Origin of the sequence: Cupriavidus laharis (assembly GCF_914271435.1) — a bacterium.
GTDB classification, from domain to species: Bacteria; Pseudomonadota; Gammaproteobacteria; order Burkholderiales; family Burkholderiaceae; genus Cupriavidus; species Cupriavidus laharis.
This window is the reverse complement of sequence record NZ_CAJZAI010000010.1, coordinates 1-20,968: the sequence shown is the minus strand read 5'-3', so window position 1 is coordinate 20,968 and position 20,968 is coordinate 1. Positions and strand designations below refer to the sequence as shown.

At 62.3% G+C, this 20,968-nt stretch carries 14 protein-coding genes and 4 tRNA genes; all 18 read right to left on the bottom strand.

The window, feature by feature from the left end:
* Positions 1-8: 8 nt before the first annotated feature.
* On the bottom strand, positions 9-2,117 hold the full coding sequence (gene fusA, locus LDO29_RS19230) for an elongation factor G (RefSeq protein ID WP_224081388.1): 2,109 nt from the start codon (positions 2,115-2,117) through the stop codon (positions 9-11).
* A 117-nt stretch (positions 2,118-2,234) separates the two neighbouring features.
* Positions 2,235-2,705, bottom strand: a complete 471-nt coding sequence (gene rpsG / locus LDO29_RS19225; RefSeq protein ID WP_010810459.1) for a 30S ribosomal protein S7 — start codon at positions 2,703-2,705, stop codon at positions 2,235-2,237.
* A gap of 207 nt (positions 2,706-2,912) precedes the next feature.
* On the bottom strand, positions 2,913-3,290 hold the full coding sequence (gene rpsL / locus LDO29_RS19220; RefSeq protein ID WP_006576501.1) for a 30S ribosomal protein S12: 378 nt from the start codon (positions 3,288-3,290) through the stop codon (positions 2,913-2,915).
* Between the two features lie 334 nt (positions 3,291-3,624).
* Positions 3,625-5,472 carry a DNA helicase RecQ gene (recQ, locus tag LDO29_RS19215; protein ID WP_224081387.1) on the bottom strand — a complete coding sequence of 616 codons (1,848 nt, stop codon included), beginning with the start codon at positions 5,470-5,472 and terminating at the stop codon, positions 3,625-3,627.
* Positions 5,473-5,640: 168 nt separating this feature from the next.
* Positions 5,641-6,114, bottom strand: a complete 474-nt coding sequence (locus LDO29_RS19210) for an aminoacyl-tRNA deacylase (protein ID WP_224081386.1) — start codon at positions 6,112-6,114, stop codon at positions 5,641-5,643.
* A 244-nt stretch (positions 6,115-6,358) separates the two neighbouring features.
* Entirely contained in the window at positions 6,359-10,603 is a 4,245-nt protein-coding gene (gene rpoC, locus LDO29_RS19205; RefSeq protein ID WP_224081385.1) for a DNA-directed RNA polymerase subunit beta', read from the bottom strand.
* Positions 10,604-10,717: 114 nt separating this feature from the next.
* Positions 10,718-14,824 carry a DNA-directed RNA polymerase subunit beta gene (gene rpoB / locus LDO29_RS19200; RefSeq protein ID WP_224081384.1) on the bottom strand — a complete coding sequence of 1,369 codons (4,107 nt, stop codon included), beginning with the start codon at positions 14,822-14,824 and terminating at the stop codon, positions 10,718-10,720.
* Between the two features lie 417 nt (positions 14,825-15,241).
* On the bottom strand, positions 15,242-15,616 hold the full coding sequence (gene rplL, locus LDO29_RS19195) for a 50S ribosomal protein L7/L12 (protein ID WP_224081383.1): 375 nt from the start codon (positions 15,614-15,616) through the stop codon (positions 15,242-15,244).
* 66 nt (positions 15,617-15,682) lie between these two features.
* On the bottom strand, positions 15,683-16,204 hold the full coding sequence (gene rplJ, locus LDO29_RS19190) for a 50S ribosomal protein L10 (RefSeq protein ID WP_224081382.1): 522 nt from the start codon (positions 16,202-16,204) through the stop codon (positions 15,683-15,685).
* Positions 16,205-16,595: 391 nt separating this feature from the next.
* Positions 16,596-17,291 (bottom strand): 50S ribosomal protein L1, encoded by a 696-nt coding sequence (rplA, locus tag LDO29_RS19185; protein WP_224081381.1) that lies wholly within the window; start codon positions 17,289-17,291, stop codon positions 16,596-16,598.
* On the bottom strand, positions 17,292-17,723 hold the full coding sequence (gene rplK / locus LDO29_RS19180; protein ID WP_011299323.1) for a 50S ribosomal protein L11: 432 nt from the start codon (positions 17,721-17,723) through the stop codon (positions 17,292-17,294). It abuts the gene before it with no gap.
* A gap of 163 nt (positions 17,724-17,886) precedes the next feature.
* Positions 17,887-18,468, bottom strand: coding sequence for a transcription termination/antitermination protein NusG (nusG, locus tag LDO29_RS19175; RefSeq protein ID WP_011299324.1), 582 nt, complete (start codon positions 18,466-18,468; stop codon positions 17,887-17,889).
* A 10-nt stretch (positions 18,469-18,478) separates the two neighbouring features.
* A complete protein-coding gene (secE, locus tag LDO29_RS19170) occupies positions 18,479-18,859 on the bottom strand; it encodes a preprotein translocase subunit SecE (RefSeq protein WP_011299325.1) in 381 nt (126 codons plus the stop codon).
* A 59-nt stretch (positions 18,860-18,918) separates the two neighbouring features.
* Positions 18,919-18,994 (bottom strand) — tRNA-Trp (locus tag LDO29_RS19165).
* An 87-nt stretch (positions 18,995-19,081) separates the two neighbouring features.
* Positions 19,082-20,272 (bottom strand): elongation factor Tu, encoded by a 1,191-nt coding sequence (tuf, locus tag LDO29_RS19160; protein ID WP_011299314.1) that lies wholly within the window; start codon positions 20,270-20,272, stop codon positions 19,082-19,084.
* A gap of 45 nt (positions 20,273-20,317) precedes the next feature.
* Positions 20,318-20,392 (bottom strand) — tRNA-Thr (locus LDO29_RS19155).
* 40 nt (positions 20,393-20,432) lie between these two features.
* Positions 20,433-20,506 (bottom strand) — tRNA-Gly (locus LDO29_RS19150).
* A 50-nt stretch (positions 20,507-20,556) separates the two neighbouring features.
* Positions 20,557-20,642, bottom strand: a tRNA-Tyr gene (locus LDO29_RS19145).
* Positions 20,643-20,968 lie beyond the last annotated feature (326 nt).

The window sequence follows — 20,968 nt, the reverse complement described above, 5'->3', positions numbered from 1 at the left end:
ACTTCCAATTACTTGCCCTTGGCCGTCATCACGGCTTCGGCGATGTTCTTCGGTGCCTCAGCGTAGTGCTTGAATTCCATGGTGTACGTGGCGCGGCCTTGCGTGGCCGAGCGCAGCGCCGTGGAATAACCGAACATTTCCGACAGCGGGACTTCGGCCTTGATGATCTTGCCGCCGCCCACCATGTCGTCCATGCCCTGCACGATGCCGCGGCGGGACGACAAGTCGCCCATCACGGTACCCGTGTAGTCTTCCGGCGTTTCCACTTCCACGGCCATCATCGGCTCGAGCAGAACCGGGCTGGCCTTGCGCATGGCTTCCTTGAAAGCCATCGAGCCGGCCATGCGGAACGCGTTTTCGTTCGAGTCCACGTCGTGGTACGAACCGAACGTCAGCGTGACCTTCACGTCCACCACCGGGAAGCCGGCCAGAATACCGTTCGGCAGCGTGTCGACGATACCCTTTTCGACGGCCGGGATGTATTCGCGAGGAATCACACCGCCCTTGATGGCGTCGATGAACTCGAAGCCCTTGCCCGGCTCCTGCGGTTCCAGCGTAATCACGGCGTGACCGTACTGGCCGCGGCCGCCCGACTGCTTGACGAACTTGCCTTCGACGCCTTCGGCCGTCTTGCGAATGGTTTCGCGGTAGGCCACCTGCGGCGCGCCGATGTTGGCTTCCACGCCGAATTCGCGCTTCATGCGGTCGACCAGAATTTCGAGGTGGAGCTCGCCCATGCCCGAAATGATGGTCTGGCCCGATTCTTCATCGGTACGCACGCGGAACGACGGATCTTCAGCGGCCAGGCGGTTCAGGGCGATGCCCATCTTTTCCTGGTCAGCCTTGGTCTTCGGCTCGACAGCCTGCGAGATCACCGGCTCCGGGAACACCATGCGCTCGAGCACGATCGGGGCAGCCGGATCGCACAGCGTGTCGCCCGTGGTGGCGTCCTTCAGGCCCACAGCCGCGGCGATGTCGCCGGCCAGCACTTCCTTGATTTCTTCGCGCTGGTTGGCGTGCATCTGCAGAATACGGCCCAGGCGTTCCTTCTTGCCCTTGACCGGGTTGTAGACGGTGTCGCCCGAGTTGATCTTGCCCGAGTAGACGCGGAAGAAGATCAGCTGACCCACGAACGGGTCGGTCATGATCTTGAACGCCAGTGCCGAGAACTTTTCGGTGTCGTCAGCCTTGCGCTCGAGCTTCTTCTCGCTGTCGTCCTCATCCGTGCCCGTAACCGGCGGAATGTCGACCGGCGACGGCAGGAAGTCGATCACGGCGTCGAGCATACGCTGCACGCCCTTGTTCTTGAACGCGGTGCCGCACAGCATCGGCTGGATTTCGCAGGCGATGGTACGGTCACGCAGCGCCTTGACGATCTCGGCGCGGGTCAGCTCTTCGCCGCCCAGGTACTTTTCCATCAGCTCTTCGCTGGCTTCGGCGGCGGACTCGACCATCTTCTCGCGCCATTCGTCAGCGGTGGCTTGCAGTTCGGCCGGGATGTCCTGGTATTCGAACTTCACGCCCTGGCTGGCTTCGTCCCAAACGATCGCCTTCATTTCCAGCAGATCGACGACGCCCTGGAAGCCGTCTTCCGCGCCGATCGGCACCACGACTGGCACCGGGTTGGCCTTCAGGCGGGTCTTCAGCTGGTCGTAGACCTTGAAGAAGTTCGCGCCGGTACGGTCCATCTTGTTGACGAACGCCAGACGCGGCACCTTGTACTTGTTGGCCTGACGCCAGACGGTTTCCGACTGCGGCTGCACGCCACCCACTGCGCAGTACACCATGCACGCGCCGTCCAGCACGCGCATGGAACGCTCCACCTCGATGGTGAAGTCCACGTGGCCCGGGGTGTCGATGATGTTGAAGCGGTGCTCGGGGTAGTTGCCGCCCATGCCCTTCCAGAAGGCGGTGGTCGCAGCAGACGTGATGGTGATGCCGCGCTCCTGCTCCTGCTCCATCCAGTCCATGGTGGCCGCGCCATCATGCACTTCACCGATCTTGTGGTTCACACCGGTGTAGAACAGGATCCGCTCGGTCGTGGTGGTTTTACCCGCGTCAATGTGAGCCGAAATACCGATGTTACGGTAGCGCTCAATAGGAGTCTTACGAGCCACTTTAATCCTCTATTCGTCCATGAGGCGCAGAAATCTCATGACCTGCGCCCTTAACACAAACGGGCGAGATGTGTGAAAACACAGCCCGCCCGGCAACCAACAGTGTTTTCGCGCGCTTTAGAAGCGGAAGTGCGAGAACGCCTTGTTGGCTTCGGCCATGCGGTGCACTTCGTCACGCTTCTTCATCGCGCCGCCACGACCTTCCGATGCTTCCAGCAGCTCACCTGCCAGGCGCAGCGCCATCGACTTCTCGCTGCGTTTCTTCGCGGCCTCGCGCAGCCAGCGCATCGCCAATGCCAAACGACGCGACGGACGGACTTCGACCGGAACCTGATAGTTGGCGCCGCCCACGCGACGGCTCTTCACTTCCACCACCGGCTTCACGTTGTTGATCGCAACGGAGAACACTTCGATGGGGGCCTTGCCTGCCTTCTTCTCGATCTGGTCGAATGCGCCGTACACGATGCGTTCGGCAACCGACTTCTTGCCGTCCAGCATCAGCACGTTCATGAACTTGGCAACTTCAACATTGCCGAACTTCGGATCAGGCAGAACGTCCCGCTTCGGGACTTCACGACGACGTGGCATCTTCTTTCCTTTAGATTCAGTTGAGAGCGCGGTTTGTTGTCTCCGCTCTCCGGCCACCAACTAGCTTGCATGCATGAACAGCAAATTCGCCGGGTGACCACTTACTCGACGGCACGGCGCACAAAAACGCTCCGTTGTACCGCCGCCTGTTGACAGCTGCATGACGGTAATCGCCAGCGGCTATCGCTTGTTGCTTGCTCTGAAAGCTTAGGCAGCCTTCGGACGCTTTGCACCGTACTTCGAACGGGCCTGCTTGCGGTCCTTCACGCCTTGCAGGTCCAGCGAGCCACGGACGATGTGGTAACGCACCCCCGGCAGATCCTTCACACGGCCGCCGCGGATCAGCACGACCGAGTGTTCCTGCAGGTTGTGGCCTTCACCGCCGATGTACGAAATGACTTCGAAGCCGTTGGTCAGGCGCACCTTGGCGACCTTACGCAGTGCCGAGTTCGGCTTCTTCGGCGTCGTGGTGTACACGCGGGTGCACACGCCGCGACGCTGCGGGCAGTTCTCAAGTGCCGGGCTCTTGCTCTTGATGACTTCAGAGACGCGCGGCTTGCGAACCAGTTGGTTGATAGTTGGCATTGTTCAATCCAGCTTGGTTTTTACGAAAAACACCCCTCGCACCGGTATGCACCAGGATGGAGAGGCAACTACGGGTTTTGGGCGGGAGAGGTGAGCGGGCGCTCAAGGGAGGGGACTGTGCGGTAACAGCATTCCAAAGAGCGCGAGCCGGCACCCGGATCCCGCGTCTGCCACCACCGGACTGCAAAAAGTCATCCGGAAGGCTTGCCGGGAGCGAACCGAAGTCCACATATCCGACGGGCGAGCGAAATCCAAAGCCAAAAACTCGAATCTGGCATCGTAGCAGGGGAATCGTATACGGTCAAGCCGTATACCCAATTGCCTCTGAGGCTGCCTAGACCCTGCTCAGGGTGTCGACGATAGCCTGCCCGTAGCGCTCGAGCTTGGATGCACCAATTCCGGGAATACCCTCCATGGCCGACAGTGAATCCGGTGCGGTCCGGGCCAGCTCGGCCAGCGTGGCGTCGTGGAAGATCACGTAGGCCGGCACGCCATGCTCGCGTGCGGCCTCGGTGCGCCAGCGGCGCAGCGCCTCCCAGTTGGCCAGCGTGTCGGCGTCCATGTCTGCGGTGTGGTCGGTGCGGGTACCGCGCGCGGCGCGCTCGCCGGACTTGCCGGGCTTGGTGGTCTGCCGGCGCAGGATGATCTGCCGCTCGCCCCGGAGCACTTCGCGCGCGCCCTCTCCCAGCAGCAGTGCACCGTGGCCGCCGTGATCGATCATCAGCAAACCCTGCGCGATCAGCTGGCGAAAAACGGTGTGCCATTCATGGACCGAGCGGTCCTTGCCGATGCCGAAGGTCGAGACCTTGTCATGGCCCCATTGCCTGATCTTTTCCGAGGCATTGCCACGCAGCACATCGATCAGGTGGGTGGCACCGAAGTGCAGGCGGCTGGCCTGCGCCGTCCGGTACACGCACGACAGCGCCATCTGCGCCTCGCGCGTGCCATCCCAGGTGGCAGGCGGCTCCAGGCAGGTATCGCAGTTGCCGCAGGGCTCGCTGGCCTCGTCGAAGTAGGCCAGGATGCGCACGCGCCGGCAGCCGGCGGTCTCGCACAGTCCCAGCAGCGCATCAAGCTTCGACGATGACACGCGCTTGAAGGCGTCGTCGGCTTCCGACTCGTCGATCATGCGCTTCTGCTGCACGACGTCGCCGAGGCCATAAGCCATCCATGCGTTCGCGGGCAGCCCGTCGCGACCGGCGCGGCCCGTCTCCTGGTAGTAGCCTTCCATGCTCTTGGGCAGGTCGAGGTGCGCGACGAAACGCACGTCCGGCTTGTCGATGCCCATGCCGAAAGCGATCGTGGCCACCATCACCACGCCCTCCTCTTCGCGGAATCGGGCCTGGTGGCGCTGGCGCGTGGCCGGGTCCATGCCGGCGTGGTACGGCAGCGCATTGAGGCCATGGCCCCGTAGCCACTCGGCCGTGTCCTCGACCTTCTTGCGCGACAGGCAATAGACGATGCCGCTGTCATGGCTGCCGTCGGCCGCCGTGTGCTCGGCCTTGATGAAAGCGAGCAGCTGCTGGCGGGCATTGTCCTTCTCGACAATCCGATAGCGGATATTGGGACGGTCGAAGCTGGAGACGAAGACGCGCGCGTCGTCGAGCGCCAGGCGTTCGATGATCTCGTCGCGCGTGAGCGCGTCGGCCGTGGCGGTCAGGGCGATGCGCGGCACGTGCGGGAAGCGCTCGTGCAGCACCGACAGCTGGATGTATTCGGGCCGGAAATCATGGCCCCACTGCGACACGCAGTGCGCCTCGTCGATCGCGAACAGACCGACGCGCGTGCGCTCGAGCAGGTCGAGGAAGCGCGGCGTCATCAGCCGTTCCGGCGCGACATAGAGAACCTCGAGCCGGCCGGCCAGCAGGTCGCGCTCGACTGCGGAGGCCTCGGACCCGGTCAGCGTGGAATTGAGCACCGCGGCGCGCACGCCGGCTTCGGTCAGCGCCGCGACCTGGTCCTGCATCAGTGCGATCAGCGGCGACACCACGATGCCGACGCCTTCGCCAGCACGCTGGCGCAGCAGCGCCGGAATCTGGTAGCACAGCGACTTGCCGCCGCCGGTCGGCATCAGGACCAGGCAATCGCCGCCCGTCGCGACATGGTCGATGATTTCGCCCTGACGGCCCCGGAAGGCGTGGTAGCCGAAGACATCCTTGAGGATCGCCAGTGCTTGCGACATGGACAACGGAATTGCTGAAGCCGGAAAAGCCGTAACCATACCACTAAGAAGGCCGCTGACCGTCCTCGTCGGCCAAACAGTCCGATGTTTCTCACCACATGCGGCCGAGTCCCAAGATAAAGCGGCCGGCAAGAGCCGGCCGCCTGATCCCTCGGGGCATCAGCCGCCCTACATCATCCGGTGCGCGAAATGCCCGCGCCGTGCTTCCGCCATCAGCGCCATGAACTGCTCGGTGCTCATGTGGACCAGTTCCTGGTGGTCGCCCGCCTCGAAATAGATATCCGAATGCGTGAGCAGGCTGTCGTCGAGCCAGGTCTGCGTGCCATACGCCATCGCAACCGGTGGGATCGCACCAACGTCGCAGTCCCGGAACACTTCACGGACGCCATCTTCGTGCGCCAGCGACAGCTTGCGGCCGGTCTGCTCGCAGATCTCCGACAGCTTCAAGTGGTGGGTGGAAGGGATCACCGCAGCGACGTAACCCTTTTCGTCTTCCAGCAGGACGGTCTTGGCCAGACGGTCACCGGGAATATGCGCGGCATGCGCAGTGGCCATGCTGCTGAGGCTATAGGGATGACGAACGGTGTCGAACTGGGTCTGCTTCTTGTCCAGGCAGCTCGCCAGCGTGGTAGCCATGGTCATGATTGCAACCTCCGACGCGATCATCGCGACAGTTATCCGGGGTGCTAAAACTATAGGTCACGGGGCGTCCGGCAGATGGCCGGTACCCGCCTCTGCACCGGTTTCTTTATGTCGCACTGCAACGGTGGACGCCTTCCGCAGCCCTGTTATCAGACGGTCACACCGGATCGCGGACAAAAAAAAAAGCCCGGCTGGATCAGCCGGGCTTCTTGTCCGCGTTGGCGGCGGGGAGCTACTGCATGGATCAGGCGTTGTCGCCTTCACCCTCGGTCGTCTGCACCACCGGCGGCGGCTCGATGAAGAGCGATTGCTCTTCTTCGGAGATCGCCTGGGCGCGTTCGCGCTCTGCCGCCTCGCGCGCCTTGCGGGCGCGGTGGTAGGCCAGGCCGGTACCGGCCGGGATCAGACGGCCCACGATCACGTTTTCCTTCAGACCACGCAGGTCGTCGGTCTTGCCCATGATCGCGGCTTCGGTCAGCACGCGCGTGGTTTCCTGGAACGATGCCGCCGAGATGAAGCTGTCGGTCGACAGCGACGCCTTGGTAATACCGAGCAGCAGGTTCTCATACGTAGCCGGACGCTTGCCTTCGGCGATCACGCGGTCGTTCTCGTCGAGCAGTTCCGAACGCTCCACCTGTTCACCCGGGATGAACTTGGTGTCGCCCACGTCGGCGATCTGAACGCGGCGCAGCATCTGGCGAACGATCACCTCGATGTGCTTGTCGTTGATCTTCACGCCCTGCAGACGGTACACGTCCTGCACTTCGTCCACGATGTAGTGCGCCAGCTCTTCGATGCCCTTCAGGCGCAGGATGTCGTGCGGGTCCGCCGGACCTTCCACGATCATTTCGCCCTTGTTCACCACCTGGCCGTCGTGCACCAGCACCTGCTTTTCCTTCGCGATCAGGAACTCGTGGGCGTTGCCGTCCAGGTCGGTGATGACCAGGCGCTGCTTGCCCTTCGTGTCCTTGCCGAACGACGTCGTGCCGGTGACTTCCGCCAGCACGGCGGCATCCTTCGGCGAACGCGCTTCGAACAGCTCGGCCACACGCGGCAGACCACCGGTAATGTCGCGGGTCTTCTGCGATTCGGTCGGGATACGTGCAAGCACTTCACCCACGTGCACCTGCTGGCCGTCCTTCACGGTAATCAGCGCGCCGACCTGGAAGCCGATGGTCACGGAATGGTCCGTGCCCGGGATCTTCACTTCCTGGCCGTTGGCGTCGAGCAGCTTCACCTGCGGGCGGATGCCCTTGGTGGCGGCCGTGCGGCGCTTGGCGTCGATCACCACGAGGGTCGACAGGCCGGTGACTTCGTCCATCTGCTTGGCGACGGTCACGCCTTCTTCGACGTTCTCGAACTTGGTCGTACCGGTGTATTCCGAGACGATCGGGCGGGTCAGCGCGTCCCACGTGGCCAGCTGCGTGCCAGCCTTGATAGCCTGGCCGTCCTGCACCAGCAGCGTGGCGCCGTACGGGATCTTGTGGCGCTCGCGCTCGCGGCCGTGGTCGTCGGTGATCAGCGCCTCGCCCGAACGCGAGATGACGATCAGCTCGCCCTTCGCATTGGTCACGTAGCGCATGGTCGCCGTGAAACGCACGGTACCGGTTGCCTTCGCTTCCACGCTCGATGCCACTGCTGCACGCGATGCCGCACCACCGATGTGGAAGGTACGCATGGTCAGCTGGGTACCCGGCTCACCGATCGACTGGGCAGCAATCACGCCCACCGCTTCGCCCGAGTTCACCATCACGCCGCGGCCGAGGTCGCGGCCGTAGCACTTGGCGCACAGGCCGTAGCGCGTGTCGCACGACAGCGGGGTGCGGACCTTGACTTCGTCCACGCCGATGCTGTCGATCAGGTCGACCAGGTCTTCGTCCAGCAGCGTGCCGGTCTCGATCGCGGTTTCCTGGGTTTCCGGGTTCACCACGTCGGCCACCGTCACACGGCCCAGGATACGGTCGCGCAGGGCTTCGATCACTTCACCGCCTTCGACCAGGGCCTTCATGGCCACGCCGTTGGAGGTGCCGCAATCGTCTTCCACCACGACCAGATCCTGCGTCACGTCGACCAGACGACGGGTCAGGTAACCCGAGTTCGCGGTCTTCAGTGCCGTATCGGCCAGACCCTTACGGGCGCCGTGGGTCGAGATGAAGTACTGCAGAACGTTCAGGCCTTCACGGAAGTTCGCCGTAATCGGCGTTTCAATGATCGAGCCATCCGGCTTGGCCATCAGGCCACGCATACCGGCCAGCTGGCGGATCTGCGCGGCGGAACCCCGTGCGCCCGAGTCGGCCATCATGTAGATGGAGTTGAACGACTCTTGCTTGACGGTGTTGCCGTTGCGGTCGACCACGTCTTCGTGCTGGAGCTGTTCCATCATCGCCTTGCCCACCTGGTCGCCGGCGGCGCCCCAGATGTCCACGACGTTGTTGTAACGCTCCTGGTCCGTCACCAGACCCGACATGTACTGCTTGTCGTATTCCTTCACCTTGGCCGATGCCTCGGAGATGATCTTCTCCTTGGCGGGCGGCACCAGCATGTCGTCGATCGCGATCGAGATACCGGCGCGCGTCGCCAGGCGGAAGCCCGACTGCAGCAGCTTGTCGGCGAAGATCACGGTTTCGCGCAGACCGCACTTGCGGAAAGCAGTGTTGATCAGGCGCGAGATTTCCTTCTTCTTGAGCGGCTTGTTCAGCACCGAGAACGGCAGGCCCTTCGGCAGGATCTCGGACAGGATCGCGCGGCCGACCGTGGTGGCCTGCAGCGTGATCTTCGGTGCGAAACGCGCATCGCCGTCGGCATCCTTGTCGACCAGCTCATACTCGGTGATACGCACGTTCACGCGGGAAGCCAGTTCGACTTCCTTGTTCTCGTAGGCGCGGATCACTTCGCTGATGTCGGCGAAGGTCATGCCCTCGCCCTTGCCGTTGATCTTGTCGCGGGTCGTGTAGTACAGACCCAGCACCACGTCTTGCGACGGCACGATCGACGGGTCGCCGTTGGCCGGGAACAGCACGTTGTTGGAGGCCAGCATCAGGGTGCGGGCTTCCATCTGTGCTTCCAGCGACAGCGGGACGTGAACAGCCATCTGGTCACCGTCGAAGTCAGCGTTGAACGCCGCGCAGACCAGCGGGTGCAGCTGGATGGCCTTGCCTTCGATCAGCACCGGTTCGAACGCCTGGATACCCAGGCGGTGCAGCGTCGGCGCACGGTTCAGCATCACCGGATGCTCGCGGATCACCTCTTCGAGGATGTCCCACACCACCGGTGTCTGGCTTTCGACTTCCTTCTTCGCCGCCTTGATCGTGGTGGCGATGCCCATCGTTTCCAGCTTGTGGAAGATGAACGGCTTGAACAGCTCGAGCGCCATCAGCTTCGGCAGGCCGCACTGGTGCAGCTTGAGCGTCGGGCCCACCACGATGACCGAACGGCCCGAGTAGTCGACGCGCTTGCCCAGCAGGTTCTGACGGAAACGGCCACCCTTGCCCTTGATCATTTCGGCCAGGGACTTCAGCGGACGCTTGTTGGCACCGGTCATCGCCTTGCCGCGACGGCCGTTGTCCAGCAGCGAATCAACCGCTTCCTGCAGCATGCGCTTTTCGTTGCGCACGATGATCTCGGGCGCCTTCAGCTCCAGCAGGCGCTTCAGGCGGTTGTTACGGTTGATGACGCGGCGATACAGGTCGTTCAGGTCCGAGGTCGCAAAGCGGCCACCGTCCAGCGGCACCAGCGGGCGCAGCTCGGGCGGCAGCACCGGCAACACTTCGAGGATCATCCACTCGGGCTTGATGCCCGAACGCTGGAAGGCCTCGAGCACCTTCAGGCGCTTGGCGAACTTCTTGATCTTGGCCTCGGAACCGGTGGCCTGCAGCTCGGCGCGGATCTGTTCGATCTGCTTCTCGATGTCGATGCCGCGCAGCAGTTCACGGATGCCCTCGGCACCCATCATGGCGACGAACTCGCCCTCGCCGTACTCGTCGCACTTCGCCAGGTAGTCGTCTTCCGACATGATCTGGCTCTTCTTGAGCGGAGTCATGCCGGGCTCGAGCACCACGAATGCTTCGAAGTACAGCACGCGCTCGATGTCGCGCAGCGTCATGTCGAGCACCATGCCCAGACGCGACGGCAGCGACTTCAGGAACCAGATGTGCGCGGTCGGCGCGGCCAGTTCGATGTGGCCCATGCGCTCGCGGCGCACCTTGGCCAGCGTCACTTCAACGCCGCACTTCTCGCAGATCACGCCACGGTGCTTCAGGCGCTTGTACTTGCCGCACAGGCACTCGTAGTCCTTGATCGGGCCAAAGATCTTGGCGCAGAACAGGCCGTCGCGTTCCGGCTTGAACGTACGATAGTTGATCGTTTCCGGCTTCTTCACTTCGCCGTACGACCACGAACGGATCTTCTCGGGCGAGGCCAGGCCGATCTTGATCGCGTCGAACTGCTCTTCCTGCTGTACCTGCTTAAAGAGATCGAGCAATGCTTTCATTGCAACTCCTTGTTTCGCCACCGTCCCGGAGTCTGTCCGGGTCGATGGCATTCATCCTGTGGGAAATCCTGCGCTGGTGGGTGCCCGCCGCAGCCGGCACCCGCATCGTCTCGATCAGTAGCGATCGAGGTCGATGTCGATACCCAGCGAGCGGATTTCCTTCACCAGCACGTTGAACGATTCCGGCATGCCGGCATCGATCGAGTGCTCGCCCTTGACGATGTTCTCGTACACCTTGGTACGGCCGTTCACGTCATCGGACTTGACCGTCAGCATTTCCTGCAGCACGTACGACGCGCCGTAGGCTTCCAGTGCCCACACTTCCATCTCACCGAAACGCTGGCCACCGAACTGTGCCTTACCGCCCAGCGGCTGCTGCGTCACCAGCGAGTACGGGCCGGTCGAACGGGCGTGCATCTTGTCGTCGACCAGGTGGTGCAGCTTCAGCATGTGCATCACACCCAGCGTGACCGGACGCTCGAACGCCTCGCCGGTGCGGCCGTCGAACAGCGTGACCTGCTGTTTCGAAGCGGTCAGGCCCTTCTCCTTCGCGATCTCTTCCGGATAAGCGAGGTCCAGCATGCGGCGGATTTCGTCCTCATGCGCACCATCGAACACCGGCGTCGCGAAGGGCACGCCCTTCTTCAGGTTCTCGGCCAGTTCCAGGACTTCCGAATCCGACAGGCTGTCGAGGTCTTCGACCTTGCCGCTCTCGTTGTAGATCTGCGTGAGCAGCTTGCGCAATTCGGCTGCCTTGGCTTGCGCCTTCAGCATGTTGCCGATGCGCTCGCCCAGACCGCGTGCGGCCCAGCCCAGGTGCGTCTCGAGAATCTGGCCCACGTTCATCCGCGAAGGCACGCCCAGCGGGTTCAGCACGATGTCGGCAGGCGTACCGTCGGCCATGTAGGGCATGTCTTCGATCGGCGTGATCTTGGACACGACCCCCTTGTTACCGTGACGGCCTGCCATCTTGTCGCCAGGCTGCAGGCGGCGCTTGACGGCCAGGTACACCTTGACCATCTTGATCACGCCCGGCGGCAGTTCGTCGCCCTGCGTGAGCTTCTTGCGCTTCTCTTCGAAGGCCAGGTCGAACTCGTGGCGCTTCTGCTCGATGGCTTCCTTGACGGCTTCCAGCTGGGCAGCCACTTCCTCGTCGGCCGGACGGATGTCGAACCAGTGGTACTTGTCGATTTCCGCCAGGTACTCCTTGGTCAGCTTTGCGCCCTTTGCCAGCTTCTTCGGACCGCCGTTGACGGTCTTGTCGATCAGCAGGCGCTCCAGACGCTGGAACGCATCACCTTCCACGATACGCAGCTGGTCATTCAGGTCCAGGCGGTAGCGCTTCAGTTCGTCGTCGATGATCGACTGGGCACGCTTGTCGCGCGTCACGCCTTCGCGGGTAAAGACCTGGACGTCGATCACGATGCCGCTCATGCCCGACGGCACGCGCAGCGAGGTGTCCTTCACGTCCGAAGCCTTCTCGCCGAAGATCGCGCGCAGCAGCTTCTCTTCCGGGGTCAGCTGGGTCTCGCCCTTCGGCGTGACCTTGCCCACCAGCACGTCGCCGGCTTCGACTTCGGCGCCGATGTAGGTGATGCCCGACTCGTCCAGGCGAGCCAGCTGGGCTTCGGCCAGATTCGAGATGTCGCGCGTGATTTCCTCAGGTCCCAGCTTGGTGTCGCGGGCGACGACCGACAGTTCCTCGATGTGGATCGAGGTGTAGCGGTCTTCGGCGACCACACGCTCCGAGATCAGGATCGAATCCTCGAAGTTGTAGCCGTTCCACGGCATGAACGCGACCAGCATGTTCTGGCCGAGCGCGAGCTCGCCCAGGTCGGTCGAGGCGCCATCGGCGACCACGTCACCGCGGGCCACGTGGTCGCCCACCTTGACCATCGGACGCTGGTTGATGTTCGTGTTCTGGTTCGAACGCGTGTACTTGATCAGGTTGTAGATGTCCACGCCGACTTCACCGGCCACGGCTTCGTCGTCGTTCACGCGGATCACGATACGCATCGCGTCGACGTAGTCGACCACGCCGCCACGCATCGCCTGCACGGCAGTACCCGAGTCGACCGCAACGGTGCGCTCGATGCCGGTGCCGACCAGCGGCTTGTCCGGACGCAGGCAAGGCACGGCCTGACGCTGCATGTTCGCGCCCATCAGTGCACGGTTCGCGTCATCGTGTTCCAGGAACGGCACCAGCGAGGCAGCGGCCGACACGATCTGCGACGGCGCCACGTCGATGTACTGCACGCGGTCCGGCGTGACCATACGGGTTTCACGTTCGGAACCTTCACGCGCGGACACCAGTTCGTCGGTCAGGTTGCCCTCGGCGTCGACCGTCGCGTTGGCCTGCGCCACCACGTACTTGCCTTCCTCGATCGCGGACAGGTAGTCGACCTGGTCGGTCAGCTTGCTGTTCTCGACCTTGCGGTACGGCGTTTCCAGGAAGCCGTACTCGTTCAGGCGCGCATACAGTGCCAACGAGTTGATCAGACCAATGTTCGGACCTTCCGGCGTTTCAATCGGGCACACGCGGCCATAGTGGGTCGGGTGCACGTCGCGGACTTCAAAGCCTGCGCGCTCGCGCGTCAGACCGCCCGGGCCAAGGGCCGAAACACGGCGCTTGTGGGTGATTTCCGACAGCGGGTTGGTCTGGTCCATGAACTGCGACAGCTGCGACGAACCGAAGAACTCGCGGATCGCCGACGAAATCGGCTTCGAGTTGATCAGGTCGTGCGGCATCAGGTTCTCGGTCTCGGCCTGGCCCAGACGTTCCTTGACGGCGCGCTCCACGCGCGACAGGCCGGCGCGGAACTGGTTTTCGGCCAGTTCACCGACACAACGCACGCGACGGTTGCCCAGGTGATCGATATCGTCGACTTCGCCCTTGCCGTTGCGCAGGTTCACCAGGATCTTGATGGTCTCGAGGATGTCCTCGTCCTGCAGCACCATGCTGCCCTCGCCGCTCGGGCGCGACAGGCGGCTGTTGACCTTCATGCGGCCAACGCGCGACAGGTCGTACGACTCTTCGCTGTAGAACAGGCGCTGGAACAGCGCTTCCACGGCTTCCTCGGTCGGCGGCTCGCCCGGGCGCATCATGCGGTAGATCGCGATACGCGCCGCGGTCTGGTCGGCGGTCTCGTCCACGCGCAGGGTCTGCGACATGTACGGGCCCTGGTCCAGATCGTTGGTGTACAGGGTCTGGATCTGCTTGACGCCGGCTTCGCGCAGATTCTCGAGAACGGTCTCGGTCAGCTCGTCGTTGGCGTTGGCGATCACCTCGCCGGTATCCGGGTCGATGATGTTCTTGGCCAGCACACGGCCTAGCAGATAGTCTTCCGGCACGCTGATCAGCTTGGTGCCAGCCGAATCCAGATCGCGGATGTGCTTGGCGTTGATCCGCTTGTCCTTCTCGACCACCACGCGGCCGTTCTTGTCGACGATGTCGAAGCGTGCGACTTCACCGCGCAGGCGCTCGGGCACGAACTCCAGCTGCGCGCCTTCGGCCTGCAGCGTGAAGTTGTCGAACACGAAGAAGTGCGCGAGGATCTGCTCCGGCGTCAGCCCGATCGACTTCAGCAGGATCGTCACCGGCATCTTGCGGCGGCGGTCGACGCGGAAGTACAGGATGTCCTTCGGGTCGAATTCGAAGTCGAGCCACGAGCCGCGGTAGGGAATGATACGTGCCGAAAACAGCAGCTTGCCCGAGCTGTGGGTCTTGCCCTTGTCGTGTTCGAAGAACACGCCCGGCGAGCGGTGCAGCTGCGAGACGATGACACGCTCGGTGCCGTTGATCACGAAGGAACCCGTGGAAGTCATGAGCGGGATCTCGCCCATGTACACTTCCTGCTCCTTCACTTCCTTCACCTTGCCGGGGTTCTCGCGATCGTTGATGATCAGGCGAACCTTGGCGCGCAGCGCCGAATGGAACGTCAGACCACGCTGCTGGCATTCCTTGACGTCGAACGGCGGGTTGGACAGGTGATACGAGACAAACTCCATACGGGCGAGCCCGTTATGGGAGGCAATCGGGAAAATCGCGTTGAAAGCGGCCTGCAGGCCTTCGGTCTTGCGACGCGCGGTCGGCGTTTCCGCTTGCAAGAACTGGGTGTAGGATTCAATCTGGGTAGCAAGCAGGAATGGAACCTGATGTACCGTCGCGCGCTTCGCAAAGGATTTGCGAATGCGCTTCTTTTCGGTGAAGCTGTACGCCATGGGATCTCCGAATCATCGCAGGGCGGCTGGACCTGGCCACGCCTGAGGTGTTCAGCGACTGGGAGGGGATTTGGCGGTTGGCCGCTACCAACCTCTGGCTGACGGTGTCCGCACGCTGCGGGCGGTGTGGTCAATGCATCGGCGCAAAGCCTGCACTCGCCCGGGGGACACCCGACCAAACTTGTCTTCTGCAGTCGGTTCAGAAGACAAACATCAGCAGCAACAAGATAGTTTGCCACTGATGTTTGGCGTCTGCTGGGACATCGGGCATTTATCCCGATTAAAACAACCCATACATCACTTTTGCGTTGTGGCGAGTGTCCAATAAAACACACTCGCACAAGCGCAAAAAGGCTGGCGCCGGGAATTTCCCTTTGCCAGCCCCATTTGCGTGCCGGAATGGCACGCATGCATTGCTTACTTGACTTCGACCTTCGCGCCGGCGTCTTCCAGCTTCTTCTTGGCTTCGTCGGCAGCAGCCTTGTCCACGCCTTCCTTGACGGGCTTCGGTGCGCCATCGACCAGGTCCTTGGCTTCCTTCAGGCCCAGACCGGTGATTTCGCGAACGGCCTTGATCACGCCAACCTTGTTGGCGCCGACTTCGGCCAGGATCACGTTGAACTCGGTCTTTTCTTCAGCAGCAGCAGCACCGCCAGCGCCCGGGGCAGCAGCCACGGCCATGGCAGCGGCGGACACGCCAAACTTCTCTTCGAACGCCTTGACCAGGTCGTTCAGTTCCATCACGGACATCGCGCCAACGGCTTCCAGGATGTCGTCTTTGGTGATTGCCATTTGGATTACTCCTAAATTTGATTCGGTATCGGTATTGCGATCGGCTTGAGCGATCTGTAAGCAGCCTTAAGCAGCCGGGGCTTCCGCTTCCGCGGGAGCGCCTTCGCTCTTCTTGGCAGCCAGTGCAGCCAGCAGGCGGGCGAAGCCCGACACCGGTGCCTGCATGACGCCCAGCAGCTGAGCAATCAGTTCGTCGCGGCTCGGGATCGATGCCAGCGCCTTCACGGCGGCAGCGTCGAGAACCCGGCCGTCATACGACCCTGCGCGCAGGACCAACTTGTCGTTGGTCTTGGCAAAGTCGTTGAGAACCTTGGCCGAGGCCACTGCATCTTCGGAAATACCGTAGATCAGCGGGCCGGTCATTTGCTCTGCGAGGCCTGCAAACGGGGTACCTTCCACAGCGCGGCGGGCCAGCGTGTTCTTCAGAACGCGCAGGTAGACGCCTTGCTGGCGGGCGGTAGCACGCAGCTTGGTCAGATCGCCAACCGTAATGCCGCGATATTCGGCGACGACGATGGTCTGGGCCTTGGCGACTTGCGCCGAAACCTCAGCAACGACGGCCTTCTTATCTTCAATATTGAGTGGCACGGTTTAGCTCCAAAACGATGCTTGTCTTGCGACGCGCATCAGTCCATACGAACGGCGACCGATTGGCCCGAATCACCCGGGTCTGGCCCGGCTTCATCAATCCCTTCGGGTGCGCCATCTGCGCTGGCGGGCCGGAGACCGTCGCGGCGGGTTACCCCGTTGCGTACGTACCGTCCGATTAAGCCCACGCTCCCTGACAGCAGCGGCGTGGACACCAGCGGTCTTTGATAACCAGCAATGCCTGCCGAGGCTTGCACCTCCGGCGGGCACCACTGCCCAAAGCCTTGCTCCTTTCCTTGCGGTCCGGAGACAGTTCCCGCCAATGGCGAGAACCTGCAATTCTTGCTGCTGACCGACGTTATCGGGTTCCGGTCAGCCGAGTGCCGTCAGCTCAGGCCGACAGCGAAGCCTGCTCGACGCGCACGCCAACACCCATGGTCGACGATACGGCGATCTTGCGCAGGTACACGCCCTTGCTCGAAGCCGGCTTGGCCTTGACCAGCGCGTCCAGCAGCGCAGCCAGGTTGCTCTTCAGCGCGGTGTCTTCGAACGAGCGGCGGCCGATGGTGGCGTGGATGATACCGGCCTTGTCGACACGGAACTGGACCTGACCAGCCTTGGCGTTCTTCACGGCCTGGGCCACGTCGGGGGTCACGGTGCCAACCTTCGGGTTCGGCATCAGGCCGCGCGGGCCCAGGATCTGACCCAGCGTACCGACGACACGCATCGTGTCCGGCGAAGCGATCACGACGTCGAAATTCAGGTTGCCGGCCTTGACTTGCTCAGCCAGATCTTCCATGCCGACGATGTCGGCACCAGCGGCCTTGGCAGCCTCGGCCTTGTCGCCCTGGGCGAACACGGCCACGCGCACCGACTTGCCGGTACCGGCGGGCAGCACCACGGAGCCACGGACAACCTGGTCCGACTTCTTGGCATCGATACCCAGTTGCACGGCCACGTCGATCGACTCGTCGAACTTCGCCGAAGCGCAGCTCTTCACCAGGCCCAGGGCCTCGTCGATCGGGTAGAACTTGGTACGCTCGATCTTTGCCTTGTTGGCAGCGACGCGCTTGGAAACCTTAGCCATTTACAGACCCTCCACGGTGATGCCCATCGAACGAGCCGAACCGGCGATGGTACGCACCGCGGCGTCCAGATCGGCGGCGGTCAGGTCAGCGTTCTTGGCCTTGGCGATTTCTTCAGCCTGGGCGCGGGTGATCTTGCCGACCTTGTCGGTGTGCGGCTTCGGCGAACCCTTGGTCACGCCGGCTGCCTTCTTGATCAGCACGGTCGCCGGGGGCGACTTCATCACGAAGGTGAAGCTCTTGTCGGCGAAGGCGGTAATCACCACCGGCACCGGCAGACCGGGTTCCATACCCTGGGTCTGGGCGTTGAACGCCTTGCAGAACTCCATGATGTTCAGACCACGCTGACCCAGTGCGGGACCAACGGGCGGGGAGGGATTTGCCTTACCAGCCGGAATCTGCAGCTTGATAAAGCCAATGATCTTCTTGGCCATCTTTACTCCAATCCAGATCACTCCGTTTCACGGAGATGATCCTGTTGAGTCGTAACGCGCTGTCGCCGTACTGTCTGCACGGCCTCACGCTCCTCTTGGCACAGCCTGTCTGCTGCGCCCTTTGCCTGCTGCCGGCCTTTCGGCCAGGCAACCGGCAAATTCCTTACACCTTCTCGACCTGGCCGAACTCGAGCTCGACCGGCGTGGCACGCCCGAAGATCGTGACCGAGACGCGCAGGCGCGATTTCTCGTAGTTCACTTCTTCCACGTTGCCATTGAAGTCGGTGAACGGGCCGTCCTTGACGCGCACCATTTCGCCCACTTCGAACAGCGTCTTGGGACGCGGCTTCTCGACCCCTTCCTGCATCTGGGTCATGATCTTGTCGACTTCGCGTTGCGAAATCGGGCTTGGACGATTGCGGGCACCGCCCACGAAACCAGTCACCTTGCTGGTGTTCTTCACCAGGTGCCAGGTTTCGTCGGTCATTTCCATCTCGACCAGGACATAGCCCGGGAAGAAACGACGCTCGGTGACCGACTTGTGGCCACCCTTGATTTCCACGACTTCTTCCGAGGGCACCAGGATGCGGCCGAACTTGTCCTGCATTTCGGCGCGCTCGATGCGCTCCTGCAGCGCGCGCTGCACGCTCTTCTCCATGCCGGAGTAGGCGTGCACGACATACCAGCGCTTCTTCGACGAAGGCGATTCCGCGGCGGTGTTTTCCTGCTGGGCGTTATCCGTCATGCGCTACCTCTTATTTCCAGCCCAGTACGAGCGAAAAGATGACCCACTCGATGAGCTTGTCTGCCGACCACAGGAACAGGGCCATGATCACGACGAAGGCGAATACCAGGCCGGTCATCTGCCCGGCTTCCTTGCGCGTCGGCCAGACGACCTTGCGAACTTCCCGGTACGATTCCTTGGCGAATCCAATGAAGTCCTTGCCCGGTGCGGACACCAGCGCAACAACCACACCCAGCGCGATACCCGCAAACAGCGCGGCGCCACGTACATAAGACGGTTGCTGTGCCAGTGCATAGAAACCGATGACGCCGGCAACCACAAGCAGCACCGCGACGCCAAGCAACCACTTGCCGCTGTTGGCGTTTACGGTTTCGACATTGGGATTGGCCATGTTTCGCAAACGAGACTAAGCCGCGTCACGATGGTTCCTCGCGACGCGGCTGATTGATTTGGCAGGGGCAGAGGGAATCGAACCCCCAACCTTCGGTTTTGGAGACCGACGCTCTGCCAGTTGAGCTATACCCCTAAAACTACTGCGGGGCCAGCAATGCTGCCAACCCCTCTGGCAACGAACGCGACCGGTTGGTGTCGCGTTCGCCTTGTACGGCTTTGCTTAGTCGAGGATCTTTGCCACGACGCCGGCGCCGACGGTACGACCGCCTTCACGGATGGCGAAGCGCAGACCTTCTTCCATGGCGATCGGGGCGATCAGCTTGACGGTGATCGACACGTTGTCACCCGGCATCACCATTTCCTTGTCCGCCGGCAGCTCGATCGAGCCAGTCACGTCGGTCGTACGGAAGTAGAACTGCGGGCGGTAGTTGTTGAAGAACGGGGTGTGGCGGCCGCCTTCGTCCTTCGACAGGATGTACACCTCGCCGGTGAAGTGGGTGTGCGGCTTGATCGAACCCGGCTTGCACAGCACCTGGCCGCGCTCGACGTCTTCACGCTTGGTGCCGCGCAGCAGCAGACCGACGTTGTCGCCAGCCTGGCCCTGGTCCAGCAGCTTGCGGAACATTTCCACGCCGGTGCAGGTGGTCTTCACGGTCGGGCGAATACCGACGATTTCGATTTCCTCGCCGACCTTGATCACGCCGCGCTCGATACGGCCGGTCACCACGGTGCCGCGACCCGAGATCGAGAACACGTCTTCCACCGGCATCAGGAAGGTACCGTCAACGGCACGCTCCGGCGTCGGGATGTAGGTGTCCAGCGCGTCGGCCAGGTTCATGATGGCCACTTCGCCCAGTTCGCCCTTGTCGCCTTCCAGCGCCAGCTTGGCCGAACCCTTGATGATCGGGGTGTCGTCGCCGGGGAACTCGTACTTGCTCAGCAGTTCGCGCACTTCCATCTCGACCAGCTCGAGCAGTTCCGCGTCGTCCACCATGTCGCACTTGTTCAGGAACACGATGATGTACGGCACGCCAACCTGACGGGCCAGCAGGATGTGCTCGCGCGTTTGCGGCATCGGGCCGTCAGCGGCCGAGCACACCAGGATCGCGCCGTCCATCTGGGCAGCCCCCGTGATCATGTTCTTCACGTAGTCGGCGTGGCCCGGGCAGTCAACGTGCGCGTAGTGGCGGTTGGCCGTTTCGTACTCGACGTGGGCGGTGTTGATGGTAATACCGCGTGCCTTCTCTTCCGGCGCTGCGTCGATTTCGTCGTACTTCTTGGCGGCACCGCCGAACTTCGCTGCCAGCACCGTGGCGATCGCTGCGGTCAGCGTGGTCTTGCCGTGGTCAACGTGACCAATCGTACCAACGTTCACGTGCGGCTTGGTCCGCTCGAACTTTTCCTTTGCCATTTCGCGACTCCTGTCTCGGTAGCGATATTGCCAGTGCGGTATTTGTGGTGCCCATGGGCAGGATCGAACTGCCGACCTCTCCCTTACCAAGGGAGTGCTCTACCACTGAGCCACATGGGCAAAACTAGACGTATTACTTGTCGACAGCAACCGCGTAATTTGGAGCGGGTGAAGGGAATCGAACCCTCGTCATAAGCTTGGAAGGCTTCTGCTCTACCATTGAGCTACACCCGCCCGGTTCTTTCTGCTTCACCGGCCTGATAGCCAGTCACTGTCTTGCATTCTGGTGGAGAGGGCTGGATTCGAACCAGCGTAGGCGTAAGCCAACAGATTTACAGTCTGCCCCCTTTAGCCACTCGGGCACCTCTCCGCAGAGAACTATCGATTATGGTACCTCTCGCCTCGCCTGTCAAGCACTTTCCGTTGCGGAGTACTTGGACTGGACCATCGAGCTGGCCACTGCCAGGCGATCTGACGCTGGCTATGGCAACCCACAAACACAGTTTGAATTTCTGCGTTCTCACCCTATAGGGAGGTTGGGAACAGGCTCAGGAAGCGGCGGAAAACGCCTGTCGAGGCCTTCATGCTGAGCAGCGCCCCAAAGACAAAACCCCTCGCAGCGAACGCTGTCGAGGGGTTTTGAGGGGTAAGAGCCTGGCGATGACCTACTTTCACACGGGTAGTCCGCACTATCAT

Excerpts from the sequence above, each read along its gene's own strand:
- LDO29_RS19210 (WP_224081386.1), bottom strand. The coding sequence starts at position 6,114 with ATGACCATGGCTACCACGCTGGCGAGCTGCCTGGACAAGAAGCAGACC.
- rplL (WP_224081383.1), bottom strand. The coding sequence starts at position 15,616 with ATGGCAATCACCAAAGACGACATCCTGGAAGCCGTTGGCGCGATGTCC.
- rpsL (WP_006576501.1), bottom strand. The coding sequence starts at position 3,290 with ATGCCAACTATCAACCAACTGGTTCGCAAGCCGCGCGTCTCTGAAGTC.
- nusG (WP_011299324.1), bottom strand. The coding sequence starts at position 18,468 with ATGACGGATAACGCCCAGCAGGAAAACACCGCCGCGGAATCGCCTTCG.
- rpsG (WP_010810459.1), bottom strand. The coding sequence starts at position 2,705 with ATGCCACGTCGTCGTGAAGTCCCGAAGCGGGACGTTCTGCCTGATCCG.
- rpoC (WP_224081385.1), bottom strand. The coding sequence starts at position 10,603 with ATGAAAGCATTGCTCGATCTCTTTAAGCAGGTACAGCAGGAAGAGCAG.
- tuf (WP_011299314.1), bottom strand. The coding sequence starts at position 20,272 with ATGGCAAAGGAAAAGTTCGAGCGGACCAAGCCGCACGTGAACGTTGGT.
- recQ (WP_224081387.1), bottom strand. The coding sequence starts at position 5,472 with ATGTCGCAAGCACTGGCGATCCTCAAGGATGTCTTCGGCTACCACGCC.
- rplA (WP_224081381.1), bottom strand. The coding sequence starts at position 17,291 with ATGGCTAAGGTTTCCAAGCGCGTCGCTGCCAACAAGGCAAAGATCGAG.
- rplK (WP_011299323.1), bottom strand. The coding sequence starts at position 17,723 with ATGGCCAAGAAGATCATTGGCTTTATCAAGCTGCAGATTCCGGCTGGT.
- secE (WP_011299325.1), bottom strand. The coding sequence starts at position 18,859 with ATGGCCAATCCCAATGTCGAAACCGTAAACGCCAACAGCGGCAAGTGG.
- rpoB (WP_224081384.1), bottom strand. The coding sequence starts at position 14,824 with ATGGCGTACAGCTTCACCGAAAAGAAGCGCATTCGCAAATCCTTTGCG.